The organism is Serratia sp. AKBS12 (assembly GCF_024793895.1).
Classification (GTDB): Bacteria; Pseudomonadota; Gammaproteobacteria; order Enterobacterales; family Enterobacteriaceae; genus Serratia_F.
Genome location: NZ_JANUSB010000015.1, coordinates 881,699 through 901,478 on the forward strand (window position 1 = coordinate 881,699; position 19,780 = coordinate 901,478).

Sequence of the window (19,780 nt, forward strand, 5' to 3'; positions counted from 1 at the left end):
TTGGCCGCGCTTTTACCCCACCAGGTAGTACTTCAGCGTGTGCTTCATGTCTGGGCTGAGGTCGGCAATCGACTTCAGCATCCAGCGCAGATAGCCAGGATCTTCCTGGGCAATGCGATCGATGGGCTGGCCGCGATACTTACCGAACTTGAAGGTCTTCAACAGCACCGGCTGTTCGGTAATATTGGCCATTTCTTCCGCTGACCAGCCTGAATCCTTGATGATGCGCTGCAACAGTGCGGCGGTGACGTAGCAGTCGTACAGTGCGCGATGCGGATACAGGGTGGTGTCCTGTGGCAGTTGCACCTCGAGATTTAGCGCATAACGCAAATATTGGTTGCCGTATTTGATACCAGGGTAGAGTGTGCGTGCCAGCTTGACGGTACAGATCCAGCGGCCGTTCATTTCCGGCAAAACGCCGCGATCGAAAGCGGCATTGTGCGCCACGTAATATTCGCTCCCCATATAACGGCCGATAGCGACGGCGATGCGCGGCTTGTCTTCCACCATCGCCTCGGTGATATGGTGTATTGCCATCGCCTCGATGCCAATCGGACGGTCTGGGCAAACCAGATCGCTCATCGGATTGGCGAGCTGGCCATCAATGATATCTATCGAGGCTACCTCGACAATACCGCCATCCAACCCGCAGGTTTCGGTATCTATTACTCGTAACGTCATGCTGTCCTCGCGAAATTTTCCCCATTAGCTTAACGGCAGCCAGCAGCGCTGCCAATCACCTTTTACCGCGTCGGAGCATCACGCAGTGGCGTAAAGTAAAGCAAGTCGTATTGATTTTAAGCAATCGAACGCGCCGGGTCTGCTATCGGTGGGAGTTTTGCGGTTTTGCCGTTGACCTGATGCAGCGCTTGGGCTTTGATGGAGGCATAACTCACCAAGAGACGGAAGCGCCATGGAACAATTACGAGGTTTGTACCCACCGTTGGCAGCGTATGACAGCGGTTGGCTGGATACTGGGGATGGCCACCGGATCTACTGGGAATTAAGCGGTAATCCAAATGGCAAGCCGGCGGTGTTTATCCACGGCGGCCCGGGCGGTGGCATCTCTCCCCATCATCGTCAGCTGTTCGATCCGCAACGTTATAAAGTGCTGCTGTTCGATCAGCGTGGCTGCGGCCGTTCCCGCCCTCATGCCAGCCTGGACAACAACACCACCTGGCACCTGGTGGCAGATATCGAGCGTCTGCGTGAAATGGCCGGCGTGGAACAGTGGCTGGTGTTCGGTGGTTCATGGGGGTCAACCCTGGCGCTGGCCTATGCCCAACGGCATCCGCAGCGCGTCAGCGAAATGGTGCTGCGCGGCATCTTCACGCTGCGTCGCCAAGAGCTGCTGTGGTACTACCAGGACGGAGCGTCACGTTTTTTCCCGGAAAAATGGGAGCGGGTGCTGTCGATCTTGTCCGAGGAAGAACGCAAGGACGTGATCGCCGCCTACCGTCAACGGTTGACCTCATCGGATCCTGAGGTGCAGTTGGAGGCCGCCAAACTGTGGAGTGTATGGGAAGGGGAAACCGTGACGTTGCTGCCAAGCAAGGAGTCGGCATCGTTTGGCGAGGACGATTTTGCACTGGCATTTGCACGCATCGAAAATCACTATTTCACCCATCTTGGTTTCCTCGACGCTGACGATCAGCTGCTGCGCGACGTGTCACTGATTCGCCACATTCCGGCGGTGATTGTCCATGGGCGCTATGATATGGCCTGTCAGGTGCAAAACGCCTGGGATCTGGCCAAAGCCTGGCCAGAGGCGCAACTGCACATTGTCGAAGGCGCGGGTCACTCATTTGATGAGCCGGGCATATTGCATCAGTTGATGCTGGCAACCGACAACTTTGCCGGCAACTGATGCCAGCCCACAGGCGGTGAAGCAACGGGTGTCGTATAGCGCGCCCGTCATTTACCGCTATTTCATTTTCGGTTCATAGGGTAGACGAGAAAACTTGTGTGACTCCATGCGATAGTGCGTCACGCGTTCGCGGAAGTAATCGCGCAAATGTGACGGCTGCTCGCGTTCCACCACCTCAGGGATCACCGGCATATTGTAGCGTTCTTTAAATGCTACGCCAGAGGCGGCCAAATCCACGTTTACCTTATCCATTTCATCTTTGGAAAGCTCTGCCAGATTGTATCCCACGCTGTTCTCCTTACTGTTACCGCATGCAAACAGCGCAGAAGGTAATCCACTCCAGGGCGCTTGGCAAGTCTGGAAAAGCACGAAGAATAGCGGCATTCATACACGGCCGTTATCCTTGTCATCATATTGCCGCAATTTATTTATTAATTTAAATAAGAATGATTCGTTTTTAATTAAATTCGGAGATGTAAATGGTTATCATATTTATTAGCATAATTGTCGGTTGGTTTATTTTATCTTTTTGATATTTAAAGTATTAAAAATTAATTCACCAGGAATGTAAATCAACTGTTTTTATTCTGTTCTTCTCAAGGCATAATGCGGAAAATTTAAAGAATGACCTGCAAAAATAAAAGGAAAACGTATGCTGACGCAAGAAATGGCAAAACAGTTAAATGAACAGCTCAACCTGGAATTTTATTCTGCCAACCTGTATCTGCAAATGAGCGCATGGTGCAGCGACAAAGGTTTCGAGGGCGCTGCGGCCTTTTTGAAGGAACACTCTCAGGAAGAGATGCAGCATATGCAGCGTCTGTTTGATTACCTGAGCGATACCGGTTCGCTGCCGTTGCTGGGCACCATTGCGGCACCACCAATCGAGTTTGCATCGCTGGCCGACGTGTTCCAGCAAACCTATGAGCATGAACAGCTGATCACCCGTCAGATCAACGAACTGGCGCATGTGGCAATGACCACCCGTGACTACTCTACCTTCAACTTCCTGCAATGGTACGTCGCCGAACAGCACGAAGAAGAGAAACTGTTCAAATCGGTGCTGGATAAACTGGCTCTGGTTGGTAACAGCGGTAAGGCATTGTTCTTCATCGATAAAGACTTGAAGAAAATGGGTGCCGCAGCCGAAGGCAATCACGGCCAGGCCTGATCGGGCGGCCAGTCAAAAAAAACCGCGTTTCTGTTCGCAGAGCGCGGTTTTTTTATACCCTGCATTTAGCCGGGTTACCCAGCGATACGTGCTACGAGATCGTAAAATGGCAGTGATGCGCTCGACTTGCTGCGGGGGCGTGGTTATCATTTGTCCCGCTATGTTACAGGGATGGCCTCGATTCTGACCCTGTTTACCTCATCATTTACATTAAGGACGCCGTTATGATCGGTAAAATTCGTTCCTCTTATCGCCTGCTTTCCACGCTGTTGGTGTTGTTTGTCGGCCTGTCATCGCAGCAGGCATTGGCTCATGCGCATCTGAAAGTGCAGACGCCGGCCGCAGACGCCGCCGTCAGCCCGGCGCCACAGGCGCTAACCCTCAGTTTCTCTGAAGGCATTGAACCCAACTTCAGCGGTGTGAAAATCACCGGGCCAGATAACGGTGAAGTGAAAACCGGTAAACTGAATCTTGATCCCAACAATAATACCCAGCTTAACGTGCCAATCGAAGGCCAGTTGCCGGCCGGAAAATATCAGGTTAACTGGCACGTGGTGTCGGTTGATGGCCACAAAACCAAAGGTCAATACAGCTTCACCGTAAAATAACCAATGACATTAGCGACTCTGTTTGTCCTGTGTCGCTTGGTGCACTTTGTGGCGGTGATGCTGATGTTTGGCATCAGCCTGTTCACCGCCTTGTTGTCGCCACAGCGCCTTGCTCCATTACTTTCCCGCGATGCACGCCCACTACTGATCGTCTCGACGCTCACTGCCGCGCTTTCGGCGCTGGCGATGGTGGCGGTACAGGCCGGGCAGATGGGCGACGGTTGGGCAGATACCTACCGGCCCGAGATTTGGTTAGCGGTGCTTGGCACCACGTTCGGCGACATATGGCGCTGGCATATCGGCTTGGCATTGCTGTCGCTGCTGGCGCTGTGGTTGCCGGCCAGGTGGCGCAATGTGGCCTGCGCAATCCTCAGTCTGTTGCTGTTGGCCAGCATGGCGTTGATTGGCCACGCCGCGATGCATGACGGTGCGCTAGGGGTATTGCATCGTTCCAATCATGTACTGCATTTGTTGGCGGCCGGTTATTGGTTTGGGAGCCTGTTGCCGCTATTGCTGTGCCTGCGTTATTTGCAACAACCGCAATGGCGGGCCGACGCCATCATCACCCTGATTCGCTTTTCCCGCTGGGGACACCTCGCGGTAATAGTGGTGGTCGTCACCGGCGTGATCAACAGCCTGATTATTCTTGGCGGTTGGCCGCTTAATCTGGCATTGCCGTATCAGCGCCTGCTGCTGTTTAAAATTGCGCTGGTGGCGCTGATGGTGGTAGTCGCGCTGGCCAATCGTTATGCGGTGGTGCCGGCGATGGGTCGCATGCCAAAGCTGGCGCAGCGCGGTTTGCTACTGGCCTGCTGGATCGAGATTGTCTTGGGGGCTGTGGTGCTGTGGCTGGTCAGTTTGTTTGCAACCTATGCGCCGAAATGAGACTGCCGCTTGCGGCAGGCCCCCGAATTGCGGGAAAATTGCCTCAAGGCATCACCTTAGGGTCATATTATGAAACGTGCATTACTTGGCATCATGCTGCTGGGCAGCGTTACCGGCGCGTTGGCGTCAGAAGGGCTGGAAAACGTCACCAAGCTGGAGTTCGGCAAACAGTGGGCGTTTACCAAAGAAGAAGTGACATTGCAGTGCCGCAAGGGTGGGGCGCTATTTGTTCTCAACAACAGCACGTTGATGCAGTATCCACTCAACGATGTGGCAGAGGCACAGGTGAAATCAGGCCAGCAACGCGCACAGCCGCTGGAGATGATATTGCTGGATGACGCTGCCAACCCTGGTCACAAGATGAGCGTGGCACCTTTTCGTGCTCGCGCAGAAACGCTCTGTGCCCGATGATCCGCGTTAAGCGTCCATCTAATCAACAGGTTAACCCGTGAAGGCAGCAGGCAAAGAAATGGTTTCTGCCGTGAACTATCACTTGCCGTGTGCATGGCTGGCAAAAATAGCGCTGTAAGCTACTCTTAAAGTGCATGGCTCAACAAGCCCTGCATTAAATGCCAACTTTTAGCGCACGGCTCTCTCCCAAGAGCCATTTCCCTAGACCGAATATAGGAATCGTATTCGGTCTTTTTTTATCTTGTTGATTTTTAAGGTTTTATTTTCGATTGTCCGAAGATGTCCGAATTTCGTCCGAATTTCTGTATTCGGTCTTTTATAACATCACGTACTCTTTCCCCCGTGAATCCAGGTATTTTCCCGTCATTGCTTCGGATTTATGTCCTAATAGCTTCTGAGCAAATTCCTTTCCTTTTTCCCGCTCATACAGCCGGCCGGCAAGGCTCCGGATCTCATGGAACGTTGGCGGGCTATCTGCAAACTCAATCCCGGCAGTCCGCCGCGCCGTGACAAATTTTTTCGTCAACCCATCAGGGTGAAGCGAGCCATCAGGGCTGTTTTTGCGAATGCCGGCGCTGATCATGAAATCGGTGGTACTGGCCAGTCGGCAACGGTCTATCACCGCGCGCAGTTGCAGGCCGGTGGCCGCGAGTTCAAGATCCAGTGGTAGCGACAACCTGGCGCCGCCTTTCCCCTGCTCGAGCTGCAGACGTCCCTCGGTGACGTTGTCGAACCGCATTAGAGCGACGTCCGTAACAATGATAACTCTGGCCTGCAGATTTACTGCACTGGCAAGGGCATCAAGGAAAGCCTGTTGTATCAGCGCGTTCTGTTGCTTTTCTGTGGGAACTATCCAGCTTAACAAGGGGATTGAGCGGCCGTCGCAAATCAGACTGGCGCGAAGTACATGATGCTCCTGAGATGGATAGTGGCATGTTCAGAGAGAGTCAGGCAGTGTTGTAGCCACTCGGCAGGCAGATGTTCCGCAAACATCTGAGCTGAAGGTGGTGGCATAAGGGGATGGTCGCTGAACTCGAGCAGGTCATTGAGAAGTGGCATAAGAAAACGGCTCCCTGTAGTGGAAGCCGTTATAGTGCCGCAGTTTAAGGATCGGTCAACCGATCTTTAACCGATCGGCATTGCGCGCGCAGCGGGCTTTTATGGTTCAGTTGGATGATAGTTCGTGCCGCGCAGCCTCGGCAATAAAGTGGCTGCGATCGCGATATGCTGTCGGATTTTCTTTAACCCGATTATCAATACGGCGGATCAGAGTATCCGGCAACGCGATGTTTATGCGTTGTTGCTTACCCTCGAATTCAGATAAATCAATATCGATAACAAACCAGCTATCGAAATCTGCATATTCAGGGTTTGCAGCATAGACCAGGTGCCCGGCATCTTTTATCTGGTCAACTGACCATTTACCGCTGGAAACCATATCCTCAACGGTCAACAGGATCGCCTCTCTCACCATCGAGGCGATTTGCTCCTGTGTATCAGCTGCTGAGAAACACCCATAATCGTAAGCTGAAAATGCAGGAACAATCAGGCCGTATGCTGTGTTTTCATCTTTTGGCGTTTCGACGCCTACTGAGAAGAACATGTTCACCTCCAAAGTCGGCGGGGATTAGATCCCCGCCATTTTCTTGATGGATTTGACAGTGCCGAGGGGTAAATCTTTTTTCGGATGCGGAACCGGGAAAGTTTTTCCGGTTATTGGTGACCACCATATCTGATGGCTTCCCCCGTTATGCCGTTTAAGTTCACACCCGGCAGCAGACAATTCCTTTATCAGGTCAGTCGATTTCATAATTCCTCCTAACCTGGAATTTATTATACACACATATACACACAAAACAAGAGGTGTGTGTATTTATGTCCATAGAAGCTTTTACTTGGCGAGTGCTGGGGCAGCCGGAGGGGAACCCGAAGCAACGGGTGCGAACGGCGCAATTTGGTGACGGTTACAAACAGGTCTCCGGCGACGGGATTAACCCTGAAACCCAAACTTGATCGATGGCGTTTACCGTGTCTCTGGCATGCTCGGTTTTAACGCTGACGCGCAACAAATAGCCACCAATCTGGGTTGATTATGAGGTGGAGCCGAGCGGCGACCTGCTGATCAAAATCTACCACCGCACACACCCGACTGCGCCAGCGTTCGCCTGCAATGAAATTCTGGGTTATGACGAAGGGATGCCAATCAATATCCCTGCCGGACGCTGGGTAGATCTACGCGTTGAGATGCCGGCACGTGAGAAAATGGAGGCGACACCAGCGAATGTGCTCACAGAGCCTGTTGGTGAAACGTAATATAAAATGCCGGGGAAACCCGGCTTAATACAACCAGCGCCCAGTTTTGGCTGATTCTATTAGCATTCCTGCTGTTAGTTTTGGTGGTGGCTCTGCTTTGGCCACACCAAAGAGGCGGAGGAGCGGGCGCAGCGGTTGCTGTTTTGGGTAATAGGTTATCAATTCATATTTACCCGGTTCGATGTGGAATTTTTCGAAATACTCCCCCATCATATCGTTGATATCGCCTGTTAACGTTGGGAGAGGGAATGGTAATCGCTGGGGTAAGTTACGTCTAAAGCATAAAGATGCCCTGGATGTTCCGGCTGTTGCTCCCCGAGGCTTTCCGGGAACGGGGATGCTGTTGCGTCCGGAGATAATTGCCGCTACAGCTACTGCTACTGCATCATCAACTCCTAATTGTGTCATGGTTTCATCAACCATTACCCAGAAGAACAGCTCTTTGGTCGATAGGTTACGCAGCCCCCATAAAAATACGTCCCGCCTAATTCCTCAACAGTATCCATCAATTTTCCTTGTCAATCGGCATTGTCGTAACATAACGGACCTAGGGGATGTTTCAATATTTGACTGACATGATAGTTTGTTCAAAAATCACACATCAAAGGTTATGGTATGGAAATTGATGATGAAAGAGCGATGTTTATCGCAAATGAAATCGGCGCTGCTGTCATTGAGTTAATCTCAAATGGCATGTAAGTGAATCGCCAAAACACCGTGGATAACATGGAACGGAAACGTAGGCTTGTCGGTAACACAATCCACAAAGGGGTTTTGAGAGATGCTGCCACTCTGGTACGCGAGAAAAAATAACGATGGTCGGTTTTTTCTTGTTGATTTGTAAGTGAATTCCTCATCCGCGTTACTAACGTAAGCCATCAGTTTCCTCCAGCCGCGCGAGCCTGACTTTGGTGGTTTAGATGCCGCTCTCTTGGCAACAGCTGGCCGTTGCTCCGCCCGGCCTCAACGTATTCTATAATGCCGGCTTTGGCCTTTGGCGTCCTAAGCGAGATTTGTTATCATTTGGCAAATTACTGCCTATAAGGATATAGCGATGCCAAAGACACTATTGATTGTCCTGAGCGTGATTGCGCTTGCCGGCTGTGGGAGCCATAACGATAACTATACGCTGGACGAGGAGTCTACTGCCGACACGTCGGCCGATAAACAGTGGAAAGAGTTCGTTGCCCCTTTGTCGGTCAAAACGCAGTCGCCGAATGACCGCATGATCAAGCGCGCTGAAAGGCAGCGCTAAGCGAACAGGCCCAGCGCAGTGGGCTTGTTGCTTATGCTGCCAACCGATTATTTTTTCAACGTTTGTATAATGTCATACACCGCGGTCACGCGTTGATCGTTGGGGAATGATTTGTTGGCCAGCATCACCACCGCAATCTTCTGTGCGGGAATAAATACCGCATAGGTCGAGAAGCCGTTGGTGGAGCCGGTTTTGTTATACCATGCCTGCTGTACCGGCGGCTGTGGCGGGGTAATCGCAAGCGCCGGCACGCCGTTCAGGATCACCTTGCCATCATTGCCAGCCAGCAGTTTTTCCAGCGTGACCGGATAGGGATAACTTTCCCACATCATGTTCTGTGTGAACTCGCTGGCGCGGTAATAGCCTTTGTGGCTGTCGTTAAGCGCCTGCTGCCAGCTCGGATCGATCTTACCCAACCCCATGTTGGCATTCAGATAGCGGATCAGATCGCCGGAGCTGGACTTCAAGCCGTATGACTCGGCGTCAAGCGGGCCCGGCGTCACGCGCACCGGTTGGTCTTCTTTGTTATAACCCTGGGCGTAATCCGCCATCGCGCGCGGCGGCACGTTGACAAAGCTGTGCTTCATGCCCAATCCAGCCAACAGGCGTTGCTCCATTGCGTCGGCAAACGGCTGATTCAGGCTTTTGGCTGTGATCATGCCCAGCATGCCAATGCCCAGGTTGGAATAGACGCGGTAGCTACCTACCGTATGCGTCGGCGTCCAGTTTTTGTAATAGTCCATCAACTGCGTGGTATTGGTGACGTTATCTGGTACAAACAGCGGCAGGCCGGAGGTGTGGGTCGCCAGGTTTTGCAACGTCACCCGATCAAATGCGCTGCCGCGCAGCTGTGGCAAATAGCGGCTGGCGGGATCGGCCAGCGAAAATTTTCCGGCGTTTTGCGCGTAAGCCGCCAGCGTAGCGGTGAAAGTCTTGCTTAATGAGCCGATTTCGAACAGCGTCTGGTTGGTAATGGGCTGCTTGTTCTGTTTTGAGGCTACGCCGTAGTTATAAAAATGCGTCTTACCGTCTACCGATACGGCGATCGCCATCCCGGGCACGGCATATTTTTGCATCAAGGGCTGCACGATTTGGTCGATTTTAAGGTTATCACTGGCATCAGCCAAAGCGGGCAGCGCCGTCAGGCACAGCGAAAGTAAAGCCAGGCGTTTAATTAGCATACATATCTCATCCGGTTAGCGTCGTTAGGGTCAATGACGGGGTTCGCCAACAGTTTTATTAAGGGATAAGGGCGCGAGCAAAACTACCATCATCCCTGAACTTAACCTCATGCGGCGGTTTTTTTGCTTTCCTACAATTCAGGTGCGCAATTTATCGTTATTATATTCACACTGACAATCGATAAATTTTTCATCGAGCATAAAGAAAAACTAATGGCTAAAATCCATGCGTGACTGGTTACCCCTCAACGCGCTGCGGGCGTTTGAATCTTCCGCTCGCCACCTTAATTTTACTCGTGCCGCGCGCGAACTGAACGTTACGCAGGCGGCGGTCAGTCAGCAGGTGCGCATGCTGGAGGAGCGGTTAAGTATTCGGCTGTTCAAGCGGCTGCCTCGCGGGCTGGATCTCACCGATGAAGGGCTGGCCTTGCTGCCGGTGCTGACCGAGTCGTTTGATCGTATTGAATCGGTGTTGCAGCAGTTTGACGGCGGGCATTTTCACGAAGCGTTGACAGTGGCGGCGGTGGGGACCTTTGCCGTTGGTTGGCTGATACCGCGTCTGGGCGAATTCCATCGCAAGCATCCATTTATCGACCTGCGGGTGATGACCCACAACAATGTGATCAATCTGGCGGCAGAAGGGCTGGATTTCGCCATCTGTTTCGGTGACGGTGCCTGGCCTGCCACGCGCAGCGTCAAACTGCTGGATGCACCGCTAACGGCGTTGTGCCCACCGCAGTTGGCAGCCCGGCTCACCACGCCGGCATCGTTGCGGCATCAGCGGTTGCTGCGTTCTTACCGCCGCGATGAATGGGATCGTTGGCTGGCGGCGGCGGGAGTGACTCCGTGGCGCATCAATGGCCCGGTGTTTGACTCGTCACAACTGATGGTGGAGGCCGCGATTTATGGCGGTGGCGTGGCGTTGGCTCCGGCGGCGATGTTTAGCCAGGCGTTGCAGGAGGCACGACTGGTGCGTCCGTTTGATGTTGAAGTGAATCTTGGTGCTTATTGGCTCACCAGCCTGAAGTCGCGAGCGATGACGCCGGCAATGAAAGCGTTTGAACACTGGCTGCTGCAAGAAAGCGCTGACAGAGGTTAGGGCGCTGGCCCATCGCGCAGCCTGCTTGCAGCATGTCGATCAATAATTGGCGGCTTCGTCAATCAGTGCCACGATGTCATCGGCGTGGCTGGCCAGCGAGGCATGGCTGGCGTCCAGCACCAGGGTTTTTTTCGGTTGCATGCGTTCGGCAAACCAGCGCTGGGTCTCCGGCGGGATCATGCGATCCTGGGCAGAAATCTGATACCAGCTGGGTTTGTTTTTCCACGCTGCCGGGCCGGATTTATCGGTAAAGCAGCGCGCGGCGATCGGCTTTTGCGTCGCGGCCAAAATTGCGGATTCCTGTTTGTCCACGTCCTGGCAAAATGCTTCATGGTACATCGCGTTATCCAACCACAGAAAACCATGACCATCGGGGTGAATTGCCGCAGCGCCCGATGGCGCCTCGCGCAGAGCGAACAGCCCGGCCGGATCTTCGCCTTCGTCTGGCGCAAAGGCGGCGATATATACCAGCCCGATCACGTTCTCCACATTGCCGGCCCCGGTAATCACCATACCGCCGTAGGAATGTCCGACCAGCAGCGTCGGGCCTTTCAGATCGCCGGCAACTTGCACCGTGCGCCGGATATCGTCTTCCAATGACGTCAGCGGGTTTTGCACCGCAATCACCGGATAGCCTTTGGCCTGCAGTTTGGCAATCACCTGACGCCAATGTGAGCCGTCGGCCCAGGCCCCATGAACCAATACGATATTTGGCTTGTTCATTATGCTCTCCATAGTGAATAGGCGTGAAATCCATGCCGTAACAGCAGCACGGACATGCCAAGTATAGCGGGAATGGCGCAGGGAGCAGGGAGAGCGAGGTAAACAGCCGGCCGCGGGGGCGACCGGTATGGGGGGAACGACGTCAGGAGGCCAGCGCTTTTTCTACAAAGAAATAGTCGTTTAGCACGTTGCTGACGCATTGTGCAGCGGGGCGGCTTTCCATATCAAGGAAATGACCAGCTTCCGGCACGGTAATAAAGTCGCAATCGCGAATATAATTGCCGATTTCGCGAATATCTTGTGCGGTAGTGTATTCATCCCGTTCGCCATTAACAAACATGATCGGCGTTTCTATCTTGCGGAAAATTTCAACGTAATCTTCATGACGCAATGATGAAATTTGTCCTATATGGAAACTGGCCTGGCGATAGGTTTCATGATCGAGGTTTTTAATGTGTTCGTGGTTGGCCTGCTTGAGCAAACTAGGCAAATATTTGCCAACCTCGTCATTGAGCAATGTGGCGACGTCGTGATTACGTCCTGCATCAAGTAGCACTTTGGCTCGCTCGATATAATTGTGCATTGCTGGCGTAATGCGGGTCGAAAAAGAGGCAACAACCGCTTTGCGGATTGACGAAGGGCGCGTTGACAGCGCCATCAGCGCGGCCAGGCCTCCCCAGGAGACCGAAAGAATATACGATGGCTGATATTGTTCGATCAGGGTTTGCAAAATCACCACCTCTTCGCTTTTTGGCAAAGGACGGCTCAGTCGGTTGTGCGGTCTTGATTTACCGATGAACGGCAAGTCAAACAAGATAACGTTGACGCGGTTCTTAAAGTTTTTTACGCAGTTACGAAAGGCTAACGTTGTCGATAATGCACCGTTGACGCAGATTACCGATTCGCTTACGCCAGGGTAAATATAACGCTCGACGTAAACCTGCCATTCACCGACGCGAACAATTGCTGTTTCCGGTTTCATTTCCCACCCCCATAAAAACAAAGTAAATAACGCTGACTAACAAACATGGCAAAGCGAATCCCTGGCGAAGATATTCTATTGCTATCCAATTGTTGTATTACTGCCAGCCAGGCCAGCAGGGAGGTATTATTTAATTGGCATTAAGCAACGTGATGCACGGCAGCATCGGCAGCATCGGCAGCGCCGGCAACGCCGTTGACTTCTACCGCCACCGGGGCTGCGGCTGTCTGAGCGTCGCCGCCGGTATGTTGCAGGGCTGCGATCAACGCGTCGGTGGCGTCGGTCACGGTGTCGGTTGCGCCATCGGTGACATGGTCAACCACATCGGTTACGTCGCCGATTTTGTCCAGTACGCCGGTGACAAAATCGGTGACGTTGCCGGCCAGATCGCTAACACCGCCGCTAATATCACTGACCAGGCCCAGTACCGATTTGGCCAGATTGCCTGCCAGATCGCCGACGCTGCCCGCAATGCCGGTCAACACACCCCAAAAGCCGCCGGTACCGGAAGTCACTGCGTCAACTACGCCACCGATTGCTTCAGTGCCGCTGTCTACGGTGGAATCGACAAAATCGCTCACGCTGCCCACTACGTCTTTCACGATATTATTAGCCATATTTACTCCTGAAATATTGCCAGATTATTGAAGTTACAGAGTGTGCTTCCCTGCCCAAGAGATTCATCCTTCGCCAATAAAGTTAGAACCTGATCACGGTTATAATCAAAGTTTAATTAAGTATCAAATCCACGCACATAAAGCGGATAATAAATAGAATTTAAATTTAATTAATTAAAATCAATTGGATGAATTGGATTGCAACTTGTCCGATGAGAGATTTTTTTAGGATTAGTTCTATATGCACACTGTTTTTAGTTTTATAAATCTAATTGATTATGGCAAAAAAACTAAATGGTCATAAATTCTGTAATTTATAGTTATGGCGTTACTTATGGCTGGAGGTGCGCTTTTTGGCAGGGTTATGCGTGATGTAGGGCTTTGGCCGGGGTCGGCAAAGAAGACGCTTTGCCGACAGGAAAAAGAACTAACGACAATAGGCTTGCAGCAGCGCACGGGCATCCGCTTTGAGCTGATATAAATACACCGGACGTCCGGTTGTGCCGTAGAGAATACGTGTCGCAAGGATGTCACTTTCTGCTAAGTAAATCAGGTATTTGCGGCATGAAACCCGTGAAATTCCAATGGCATTGGCCAGGTTGTCGGTGGAAAACTCGCCGTCATGCTGTTGATCGATCCACTCACATACCGTGCTGAGGGTGATGTTGGTCAACCCCTTTGGCAATTTCTTGCTTTCAACGCTGTCAGGTTGGCGGCGCAGCAGATTATCAACGTCCGCCTGGGCACAGAATTCACGCTGCGCCAAAATCTGCGATTGCTGCTGATAATTGCTCAGCGCCTGTTTGAAACGGGTGAATTGAAAGGGTTTAATCAGGTAATCCACCACGCCGTAATGCAGCGCTTTTTGCACGGTATCCACATCGCTGGCGGAGGAGATGATGATGACGTCGGTTTTTTCGCCCAGCTCTCGCAGGGCTGGCAGTAAATCCAGCCCGTTTTCCTGCTGCATATAGATGTCCAGCAGCACCAGATCAATGCTGGTGCTGGCGTCAGTCAGTAATGCGCGTGCCTGCGCCAGCGTGGCCACCGTAGCCTGGCAATGAAAGCCGCTCACCTGGCTCAGGTAATATTTATTCAGTTCCGCCACCATCGGGTCGTCATCGACAATCAATACGTTAATCATGTGTTCAGCTCTTGGCCTGATAGGGAATGCGTACATAAAACTGGGTCATTTCACCCGGTTCAGAGTCAAAATCAATGCTGCCGCCGAGTTTTTCCAGGCGACTGCGGATCAGCGCCAGCCCAATACCACGGCCTGACCCTTTGGTTGAAAATCCCTGTTCGAATATCCGCGTACCGATCGCTGGGTCGATACCGGGGCCGTCATCGCTGACGATACAGTGTAAGTGATTATCATGATGATGAAAGCTTAGGGTAATTTCATGCCCTTCGGCACCGTCGATGGCGTCGAAGGCATTTTCTATCAAATTGCCCAGTACGCTGATCAACACATGGGTGGCTTCGGCATCGTCGGTTTCCGGCAGCATGCTGGTTTCGTCGAGAGTCAACGCAATACCGGCCTCGTGGGCGCGGTTAATTTTGGCAATGAAAAAACCGGCCACTTCGGGTGATTTAATCATCCGCAGTAGCGCGCCGATTTCTTGCTGGTAGTTACTGGCGGTATTGATGACGTAGTTTTCCAGTTGTTGGTAGGCTTTCATGTGCAGCATGCCCAGGATCACGTGCAGCTTGTTCATAAATTCATGCGATTGTACCCGTAGCGCGTCAGCATATTGCGCCATTCCGCTCAAACGCTGCAGCAGGCGGCTGACTTCGGTCTTGTCACGGAAAGTGGCAATCGCGCCAATAACCTGGCCGTTGACGATCACCGGTACGGTATTGGTCAGCAGTTCACTGCCGTTGAAGGTAATTTGCCGATCGCGCAGCGGTTTGCCACTGGCCAGCACTTCGGCCAGATGCAGCTGCGCCGGCCAATGCTTGCTGGCGGCATCCTGCAATAGGTTCTCAAAAGGCCCGCTTTGCCGCAGCAGGCGCTTCGCTTCGTCATTGACGATGGTAATGCGCGATTGGCCGTCAACGGCGATTACCCCTTCCTTGATTGATTGCAACATGGCGTTGCGCTGTTCAAACAGGTTGGAAATTTCATAAGGCTCAAAGCCGAGCATGATACGCTTGAGCGCTTTCACCAGGAAAAAGGTTCCCAGTGTGCCGACCAGCGCGGCAAAGGCCAGCGTCCAGTAAATAATCCAGCGGCTTTCGCCAATCACCCGTTGCACGGTATCCAGCGCTATGCCAAGCGCGACGACGCCGATCTGTTGCTGTTGCGCATCGTACACCGGCACAAACACCCGCAGTGCAGGTGCCAGCGCGCCGCGATTAATCGCGCTGTTCGATTTGCCCAGCAATGCCGGCGCCAGATCGTTGCCGATAAAATGTTTACCGATCAGCCACGGCTTGGGGTGGGAATAACGAATACCTTTCATATCCAGCACCACCACGAACAGCAGTTCGTTTTTACTGCGTACCCGTTCGGCAAATTGCTGGATAACCCCACTGCGATCCTGATGCTGCAAACCGTCGATCACCGTGTTTGACAGCGCCAGCGTCTCGGCTATCGCCATGGCTTTTTGACGCAGTTGATCCTGCCCCTCGTGGTTCATCTGCACGAAGAATAGCGCGTAAACCACCAGCAACACCGAGGCAATGATGGCGGAAACCATCAGGATAAGTGAAGTGCTGAGCTTTAGCGGCAGCCGTTGTCTGGGCATCAGGGTTCTCCGGATGGGGTTATGGTAACGCGCTAGTCGAACGAGGAACTCGGGGATGGGGCACCGGCAGCAGATTACCACATGCCGCTGCCGGTTTTGCGGCTTACTTTAGTTACAAAAGCCCGGTTTACTCCTGCTGATAAATCGCCAGCGCCTGTTCGCCGCTGGCACCGGCATGGATGATTGCCATCAATGCGCTGACCACCCGTGAGGGATTGGCATGCTGATAAACGTTACGGCCATACACCATACCACTGGCGCCTTGCGCCATTAGCGCGGCTGATTTTTCCAGCACTGCGCCCAGCTCGCCTTTGCCACCGCCGCGTACCAGGGTCGGGCAGCGTGCGGTTTCTACGATGCGGTGAAAATCGGCAATATGTTCGGTGGGATCGGCCTTGATGATATCCGCGCCCAGCTCACGCGCCAGCCGCACCAGTGGCACCATTTTTTCTACGTCGCCCAACGAGCCGTAGGCCGCACCTTGCCCGGCTGGCGCCATCACCAGCGGCTCAATCATCAACGGCATGGCGTATTTATCACAGGCGTGGCGCAAGCGACCGATGTTTTCCACGCACTGTCGAAAAATACCGGGTTCGTTCGGGATCATATACAGATTTACCACCACCGCGGCGGCGTCCATTTGCAGCGCCCCGAGGATGGGTGCCTCCGGATTGTGCAGCACCGCCCACATTTCGCGATGACGCTCGGCATTATAGGCATTGCCGACGTCGGTGCGCATCACCAGCGCAGGCTTGTCGCGTCGCGTACTTCGTTGCAGCAGATCGGCCTGGCCATAATTGACCTGAATTGCGTCCGGTTGTGCATCGATAAGGTTGTGCATTACCCGTTCGATATCTTCCAGCCCGTGCAGAAAATCCGGCTCATTGGCGATGCCGTGATCGATGGCCACGTCCAGGCATTTGCCGTGGTTAAACAATCGGTTCATCCGTACTTTGGCGCTGTTATGCATGCCGTCGCTCCCGTCAGAAAGTTATCCTAACAGTATTGGCGACGATGGGCGGGGCAACAAGGCGAAACGCCGCACGAAACGTCCCGGGCTGCTGGTGCATTTTTCGTCATTTGTTAGATCCGTGTCATGTTTCTGTAAATCAGTCATTCCAAAACGCATGTTCCGCTTGTTTGGATGTAAAAGTTTCAATAATCTAAATTTTGAAATAAACATTTAATAAACGCCGCGAGCATTTTGAGTGTAAGGCGAGGGTTTATTTCAATGCATTGTTTTAGCTCTATTTTGAGACCTTGATCAATCTTTTTAATGCCCAGAAATACTGTCCGAAAAACGGTAATTCAGTGGTTTCAAAGAAATAACACCGGACGGATTGTTGTTTGAATGTAAAAATTATTTTTCATTAGCTGTCAAATCAACAGGCCTCTTCATTCTAACGATTAAAGGGTACAGAACATGAAGCTGAAGAAACTGATCGTCTCGTCGCTGTTAGTGTGCATGTTGCCGGCCAGTGCCTTGGCCAAGGACATAAAAATCGGCGTTTCCATGGCTTATTTTGATGACAACTTCCTTACTATCCTCCGCCAGTCGATGCAGAACAAAATGAAACAGGATGGCAACGTCAGCGGCCAGTTCGAAGACGCCAAAGGGGATATCGCGCAACAGGTACAACAGGTTGAAAACTTCGTTAGCCAGGGGGTGGATGCCATCATCCTTAACCCGGTCGATACCCAGGGCGTCAAGCCGATGATCAAGCTGGCGGAAAGCGCCAAGATCCCGCTGGTGTTTGTTAACCGTCGCCCGGAAGTGACGTTGCCGGCCGGCATGGCTTATGTCGGTTCCGACTCCAAGCTGGCTGGCAAATTGCAAATGGAAGAACTGGCCAAGCTGATGAACGGCAAAGGCAACGTGATGATCCTGATGGGAGAGTTGTCCAGCGAGGCGACGCGCGACCGTACCCGTGGTGTGGAAGAGGTTGCAGCCAGATTTCCGGACATCAAGATTATCGACAAGCAAACCGCCAAGTTCTTCCGCAAGGAGGCGGTTGACGTCACCACCGACTGGATCCTGTCCGGCCAGCAAATTGACGCCATCGCCTCCAATAACGATGAAATGGCGATTGGCGCGATCCTGGCGCTGAAACAATCGAAGAAAAGCGGGGTGCTGGTGGCAGGCATTGACGGCACGCCAGACGCGCTGGAGTTCATCAAGAAGGGCGATTTGAACGTCAGCGTGTTCCAGGACGCCAAGGGACAGGGCGAAGGAGCGGTACAGGCGGCAATCCAACTGGTGAAAGGGGAAAAGGTCGAGAGCAGCGTGCTGATCCCTTATCAGCTGATTACCAAGGATAACTATCAGCAGTTTGCCGATAAGAACAAAAAGTAAACATAGCGTCATCGAAGGCCTGACGTCGTGCTTGCGCCGGCGCCAGGCCGCAGGACGGCAGCGGAGGTTATCAGTATGTATCCCTATGTTCTTGAGGCCGAAGGCATCAGCAAGCAGTTCCCCGGCGTCAAAGCGCTGGATAACGTGTCGATTAAAATCAGGCCGGGCAGCGTACATGCCTTGATGGGGGAAAACGGTGCCGGCAAGTCAACCCTGATGAAATGCCTGATAGGCATTTACCACCCGGATCGCGGCTCGATCAAAATCAAAGGCCAGTCGGTGAAATTCGCCGATACGCTCGAAGCGCTGCATGCCGGTATTTCGATGATTCACCAGGAGTTGAATCTGGTGCCGCATATGACGGTAGCGGAAAATATCTGGCTAGGGCGGGAGCCGGCCCGGCTGGGGTTCGTTAACCATGACGCGCTGAATAAACAAACTCAGGCCTTGTTGACGCGACTCAATATCAAATTGCAACCGGGCATGATGGTCGGGGAATTAAGTATCGCCAGCCAGCAAATGGTGGAAATTGCCAAGGCGGTGTCCTACAACGCCGATGTGCTGATTATGGATGAACCCACATCGGCATTGACCGAAGCCGAGGTAGGCCACCTGTTCGCCATTATTCGTGAACTGCGTGACCAGGGTAAGGGCATTATTTATATCAGCCATAAGATGGATGAAATATTTGCCATTACCGATGAGGTGAGTATTTTCCGCGACGGCAAGTTTATCGCCAGCGACAACACCGGCAATCTGACCAAACAGTCGTTGATCACCATGATGGTCGGGCGTGAATTGACGCAGATGTTTCCCAAGTTCAACAACAATATCGGCGAAGAAGTGCTGCGCGTCGCCGGGTTGCGGCGCGAGGGGTGGTTTGATGACATTTCATTCAGCCTGAAACGCGGTGAAATCCTCGGCGTCGCCGGGCTGGTGGGCGCCGGACGCAGTGAGGTGATGGAAAGCCTGTTCGGCATGCACCCGGCTGACGGCGGTGAAATATATGTCGAAGGTCTGCCGGTGCGGGTCGACTCTCCCTCCAGAGCGATCGAGCATGGCCTGGCCTTTTTAACCGAAGATCGCAAGAAATCCGGTTTGTTCCTGGTGTTGTCGGTGGTGGAAAACATGAGCATTGTCAATCTCACCAATTACATCGGCAAAAATGGTTTCGTCAGTCATGTGCAAATGGCCAAGGACTGTATGGAGCAAATCAAAAAACTGAACATCAAAACGCCGACCATGGATCAGATTATTAATAATCTTAGCGGCGGTAATCAGCAGAAAGTATTAATTGCCCGCTGGCTGCTGGCGCAGCCAAAAATATTGATCCTTGATGAGCCCACGCGCGGTATTGATGTCGGCGCCAAGGCGGAGATCTACCGTTTGATTAGCGAACTTGCCAATCGTGGTGTGGCCATCATTTTAGTGTCTTCGGAATTACCGGAAATTCTCGGTATGAGCGACCGGATAATGGTGATGCACGGTGGGCGCATCACCGGCATTCTGGATAAAGACGACGCCGATCAGGAAAAAATCATGGCGCTGGCCTCTGAATAACGCAA

General features: G+C 52.6%; 21 protein-coding genes and 4 pseudogenes. 11 read left to right on the forward strand and 14 right to left on the reverse strand.

The genetic code is table 11. The features are described from left to right. Positions 1-12: 12 nt before the first annotated feature. Positions 13-681: an exodeoxyribonuclease X gene (exoX, locus tag NYE85_RS14030; protein ID WP_259005368.1), complete on the reverse strand. Its 669-nt coding sequence runs from the start codon at positions 679-681 to the stop codon at positions 13-15. Between the two features lie 232 nt (positions 682-913). On the opposite strand from exoX, the gene pip reads away from it, so the two are divergent. Next, the gene (pip, locus tag NYE85_RS14035; protein WP_259005369.1) at positions 914-1,867 is read left to right on the forward strand and encodes a prolyl aminopeptidase; all 954 of its coding nucleotides are present in this window, start codon (positions 914-916) and stop codon (positions 1,865-1,867) included. Between the two features lie 57 nt (positions 1,868-1,924). Here the strand turns inward: pip and NYE85_RS14040 are convergent, their stop codons facing one another. Next, positions 1,925-2,155, reverse strand: a complete 231-nt coding sequence (locus NYE85_RS14040; RefSeq protein ID WP_259005370.1) for a DNA polymerase III subunit theta — start codon at positions 2,153-2,155, stop codon at positions 1,925-1,927. 364 nt (positions 2,156-2,519) lie between these two features. Here NYE85_RS14040 and ftnA point away from each other — a divergent pair, with 364 nt between their 5' ends. The 4 genes from ftnA to NYE85_RS14060 all read left to right on the forward strand — a co-directional run bounded on the left by ftnA (position 2,520) and on the right by NYE85_RS14060 (position 4,942). After that, positions 2,520-3,038, forward strand: coding sequence for a non-heme ferritin (gene ftnA, locus NYE85_RS14045; RefSeq protein WP_259005371.1), 519 nt, complete (start codon positions 2,520-2,522; stop codon positions 3,036-3,038). A 224-nt stretch (positions 3,039-3,262) separates the two neighbouring features. Further along, positions 3,263-3,646 (forward strand): CopC domain-containing protein YobA, encoded by a 384-nt coding sequence (yobA, locus tag NYE85_RS14050; protein ID WP_259005372.1) that lies wholly within the window; start codon positions 3,263-3,265, stop codon positions 3,644-3,646. A gap of 3 nt (positions 3,647-3,649) precedes the next feature. Then, positions 3,650-4,531: a copper homeostasis membrane protein CopD gene (gene copD, locus NYE85_RS14055; protein WP_259005373.1), complete on the forward strand. Its 882-nt coding sequence runs from the start codon at positions 3,650-3,652 to the stop codon at positions 4,529-4,531. A 69-nt stretch (positions 4,532-4,600) separates the two neighbouring features. Continuing rightward, a complete protein-coding gene (locus NYE85_RS14060) occupies positions 4,601-4,942 on the forward strand; it encodes a YebY family protein (protein WP_259005374.1) in 342 nt (113 codons plus the stop codon). 316 nt (positions 4,943-5,258) lie between these two features. Here NYE85_RS14060 and NYE85_RS14065 read toward each other — a convergent pair. The 4 genes and pseudogenes from NYE85_RS14065 to NYE85_RS14080 form a co-directional block, all read right to left on the reverse strand. Beyond that, positions 5,259-5,870 (reverse strand): annotated as a pseudogene (locus NYE85_RS14065) (tyrosine-type recombinase/integrase); the annotation flags it as partial. Then, positions 5,852-6,001, reverse strand: a pseudogene (locus NYE85_RS14070) (IS4 family transposase); the annotation flags it as partial. The pseudogenes NYE85_RS14070 and NYE85_RS14065, both read right to left, overlap by 19 nt. Before the next feature lie 106 nt (positions 6,002-6,107). Further along, entirely contained in the window at positions 6,108-6,545 is a 438-nt protein-coding gene (locus NYE85_RS14075; RefSeq protein WP_259005375.1) for a type II toxin-antitoxin system HicB family antitoxin, read from the reverse strand. A gap of 24 nt (positions 6,546-6,569) precedes the next feature. Next, positions 6,570-6,752 (reverse strand): type II toxin-antitoxin system HicA family toxin, encoded by a 183-nt coding sequence (locus tag NYE85_RS14080; RefSeq protein ID WP_259005376.1) that lies wholly within the window; start codon positions 6,750-6,752, stop codon positions 6,570-6,572. Positions 6,753-6,817: 65 nt separating this feature from the next. On the opposite strand from NYE85_RS14080, the pseudogene NYE85_RS14085 reads away from it, so the two are divergent. Continuing rightward, a pseudogene (locus NYE85_RS14085) lies at positions 6,818-6,952 on the forward strand (phage tail protein); the annotation flags it as partial. Between the two features lie 327 nt (positions 6,953-7,279). On the opposite strand, the gene NYE85_RS14090 reads toward NYE85_RS14085, so the two are convergent. Beyond that, positions 7,280-7,678 carry a DUF1493 family protein gene (locus tag NYE85_RS14090; protein ID WP_259005377.1) on the reverse strand — a complete coding sequence of 133 codons (399 nt, stop codon included), beginning with the start codon at positions 7,676-7,678 and terminating at the stop codon, positions 7,280-7,282. Between the two features lie 192 nt (positions 7,679-7,870). Here NYE85_RS14090 and NYE85_RS14095 point away from each other — a divergent pair. Together NYE85_RS14095 and NYE85_RS14100 are read left to right on the forward strand one after the other, a co-directional pair. After that, a pseudogene (locus tag NYE85_RS14095) lies at positions 7,871-8,068 on the forward strand (hypothetical protein). A 241-nt stretch (positions 8,069-8,309) separates the two neighbouring features. Beyond that, complete coding sequence (locus NYE85_RS14100; protein WP_259005378.1) at positions 8,310-8,510, forward strand: hypothetical protein; 201 nt, start codon at positions 8,310-8,312, stop codon at positions 8,508-8,510. 47 nt (positions 8,511-8,557) lie between these two features. Here NYE85_RS14100 and ampC read toward each other — a convergent pair whose 3' ends face one another. After that, entirely contained in the window at positions 8,558-9,691 is a 1,134-nt protein-coding gene (gene ampC, locus NYE85_RS14105; RefSeq protein ID WP_259005379.1) for a class C beta-lactamase, read from the reverse strand. A gap of 226 nt (positions 9,692-9,917) precedes the next feature. Between ampC and NYE85_RS14110 the strand changes: the two genes are divergently transcribed. Continuing rightward, positions 9,918-10,790 (forward strand): LysR family transcriptional regulator, encoded by an 873-nt coding sequence (locus NYE85_RS14110; protein WP_259005380.1) that lies wholly within the window; start codon positions 9,918-9,920, stop codon positions 10,788-10,790. A gap of 39 nt (positions 10,791-10,829) precedes the next feature. Here NYE85_RS14110 and NYE85_RS14115 read toward each other — a convergent pair whose 3' ends face one another. The 6 genes from NYE85_RS14115 to NYE85_RS14140 form a co-directional block, all read right to left on the reverse strand. Then, on the reverse strand, positions 10,830-11,516 hold the full coding sequence (locus NYE85_RS14115) for an alpha/beta hydrolase (protein ID WP_259006331.1): 687 nt from the start codon (positions 11,514-11,516) through the stop codon (positions 10,830-10,832). A gap of 139 nt (positions 11,517-11,655) precedes the next feature. Further along, positions 11,656-12,495 carry an alpha/beta fold hydrolase gene (locus NYE85_RS14120; RefSeq protein ID WP_259005381.1) on the reverse strand — a complete coding sequence of 280 codons (840 nt, stop codon included), beginning with the start codon at positions 12,493-12,495 and terminating at the stop codon, positions 11,656-11,658. A gap of 140 nt (positions 12,496-12,635) precedes the next feature. Beyond that, a complete protein-coding gene (locus NYE85_RS14125; RefSeq protein WP_259005382.1) occupies positions 12,636-13,112 on the reverse strand; it encodes a hypothetical protein in 477 nt (158 codons plus the stop codon). Positions 13,113-13,539: 427 nt separating this feature from the next. After that, positions 13,540-14,256, reverse strand: a complete 717-nt coding sequence (gene dcuR, locus NYE85_RS14130; protein WP_259005383.1) for a two-component system response regulator DcuR — start codon at positions 14,254-14,256, stop codon at positions 13,540-13,542. 4 nt (positions 14,257-14,260) lie between these two features. Continuing rightward, a complete protein-coding gene (locus tag NYE85_RS14135; protein WP_259005384.1) occupies positions 14,261-15,862 on the reverse strand; it encodes a sensor histidine kinase in 1,602 nt (533 codons plus the stop codon). Between the two features lie 127 nt (positions 15,863-15,989). Then, positions 15,990-16,832 (reverse strand): class I fructose-bisphosphate aldolase, encoded by an 843-nt coding sequence (locus tag NYE85_RS14140; RefSeq protein ID WP_259005385.1) that lies wholly within the window; start codon positions 16,830-16,832, stop codon positions 15,990-15,992. Between the two features lie 453 nt (positions 16,833-17,285). On the opposite strand from NYE85_RS14140, the gene NYE85_RS14145 reads away from it, so the two are divergent. Both NYE85_RS14145 and NYE85_RS14150 read left to right on the forward strand, forming a co-directional pair. Beyond that, a complete protein-coding gene (locus NYE85_RS14145; protein WP_259005386.1) occupies positions 17,286-18,215 on the forward strand; it encodes a sugar ABC transporter substrate-binding protein in 930 nt (309 codons plus the stop codon). A gap of 75 nt (positions 18,216-18,290) precedes the next feature. Beyond that, positions 18,291-19,775 (forward strand): sugar ABC transporter ATP-binding protein, encoded by a 1,485-nt coding sequence (locus NYE85_RS14150; protein ID WP_259005387.1) that lies wholly within the window; start codon positions 18,291-18,293, stop codon positions 19,773-19,775. Positions 19,776-19,780 lie beyond the last annotated feature (5 nt).

Coding starts and splice junctions, on each gene's coding strand:
- exoX (WP_259005368.1), bottom strand. CDS start 681: ATGACGTTACGAGTAATAGATACCGAAACCTGCGGGTTGGATGGCGGT.
- pip (WP_259005369.1), top strand. CDS start 914: ATGGAACAATTACGAGGTTTGTACCCACCGTTGGCAGCGTATGACAGC.
- ftnA (WP_259005371.1), top strand. CDS start 2,520: ATGCTGACGCAAGAAATGGCAAAACAGTTAAATGAACAGCTCAACCTG.
- yobA (WP_259005372.1), top strand. CDS start 3,263: ATGATCGGTAAAATTCGTTCCTCTTATCGCCTGCTTTCCACGCTGTTG.
- copD (WP_259005373.1), top strand. CDS start 3,650: ATGACATTAGCGACTCTGTTTGTCCTGTGTCGCTTGGTGCACTTTGTG.
- NYE85_RS14060 (WP_259005374.1), top strand. CDS start 4,601: ATGAAACGTGCATTACTTGGCATCATGCTGCTGGGCAGCGTTACCGGC.
- NYE85_RS14075 (WP_259005375.1), bottom strand. CDS start 6,545: ATGTTCTTCTCAGTAGGCGTCGAAACGCCAAAAGATGAAAACACAGCA.
- NYE85_RS14080 (WP_259005376.1), bottom strand. CDS start 6,752: ATGAAATCGACTGACCTGATAAAGGAATTGTCTGCTGCCGGGTGTGAA.
- NYE85_RS14090 (WP_259005377.1), bottom strand. CDS start 7,678: ATGGTTGATGAAACCATGACACAATTAGGAGTTGATGATGCAGTAGCA.
- NYE85_RS14100 (WP_259005378.1), top strand. CDS start 8,310: ATGCCAAAGACACTATTGATTGTCCTGAGCGTGATTGCGCTTGCCGGC.
- ampC (WP_259005379.1), bottom strand. CDS start 9,691: ATGCTAATTAAACGCCTGGCTTTACTTTCGCTGTGCCTGACGGCGCTG.
- NYE85_RS14110 (WP_259005380.1), top strand. CDS start 9,918: ATGCGTGACTGGTTACCCCTCAACGCGCTGCGGGCGTTTGAATCTTCC.
- NYE85_RS14120 (WP_259005381.1), bottom strand. CDS start 12,495: ATGAAACCGGAAACAGCAATTGTTCGCGTCGGTGAATGGCAGGTTTAC.
- NYE85_RS14125 (WP_259005382.1), bottom strand. CDS start 13,112: ATGGCTAATAATATCGTGAAAGACGTAGTGGGCAGCGTGAGCGATTTT.
- dcuR (WP_259005383.1), bottom strand. CDS start 14,256: ATGATTAACGTATTGATTGTCGATGACGACCCGATGGTGGCGGAACTG.
- NYE85_RS14135 (WP_259005384.1), bottom strand. CDS start 15,862: ATGCCCAGACAACGGCTGCCGCTAAAGCTCAGCACTTCACTTATCCTG.
- NYE85_RS14140 (WP_259005385.1), bottom strand. CDS start 16,832: ATGCATAACAGCGCCAAAGTACGGATGAACCGATTGTTTAACCACGGC.
- NYE85_RS14145 (WP_259005386.1), top strand. CDS start 17,286: ATGAAGCTGAAGAAACTGATCGTCTCGTCGCTGTTAGTGTGCATGTTG.
- NYE85_RS14150 (WP_259005387.1), top strand. CDS start 18,291: ATGTATCCCTATGTTCTTGAGGCCGAAGGCATCAGCAAGCAGTTCCCC.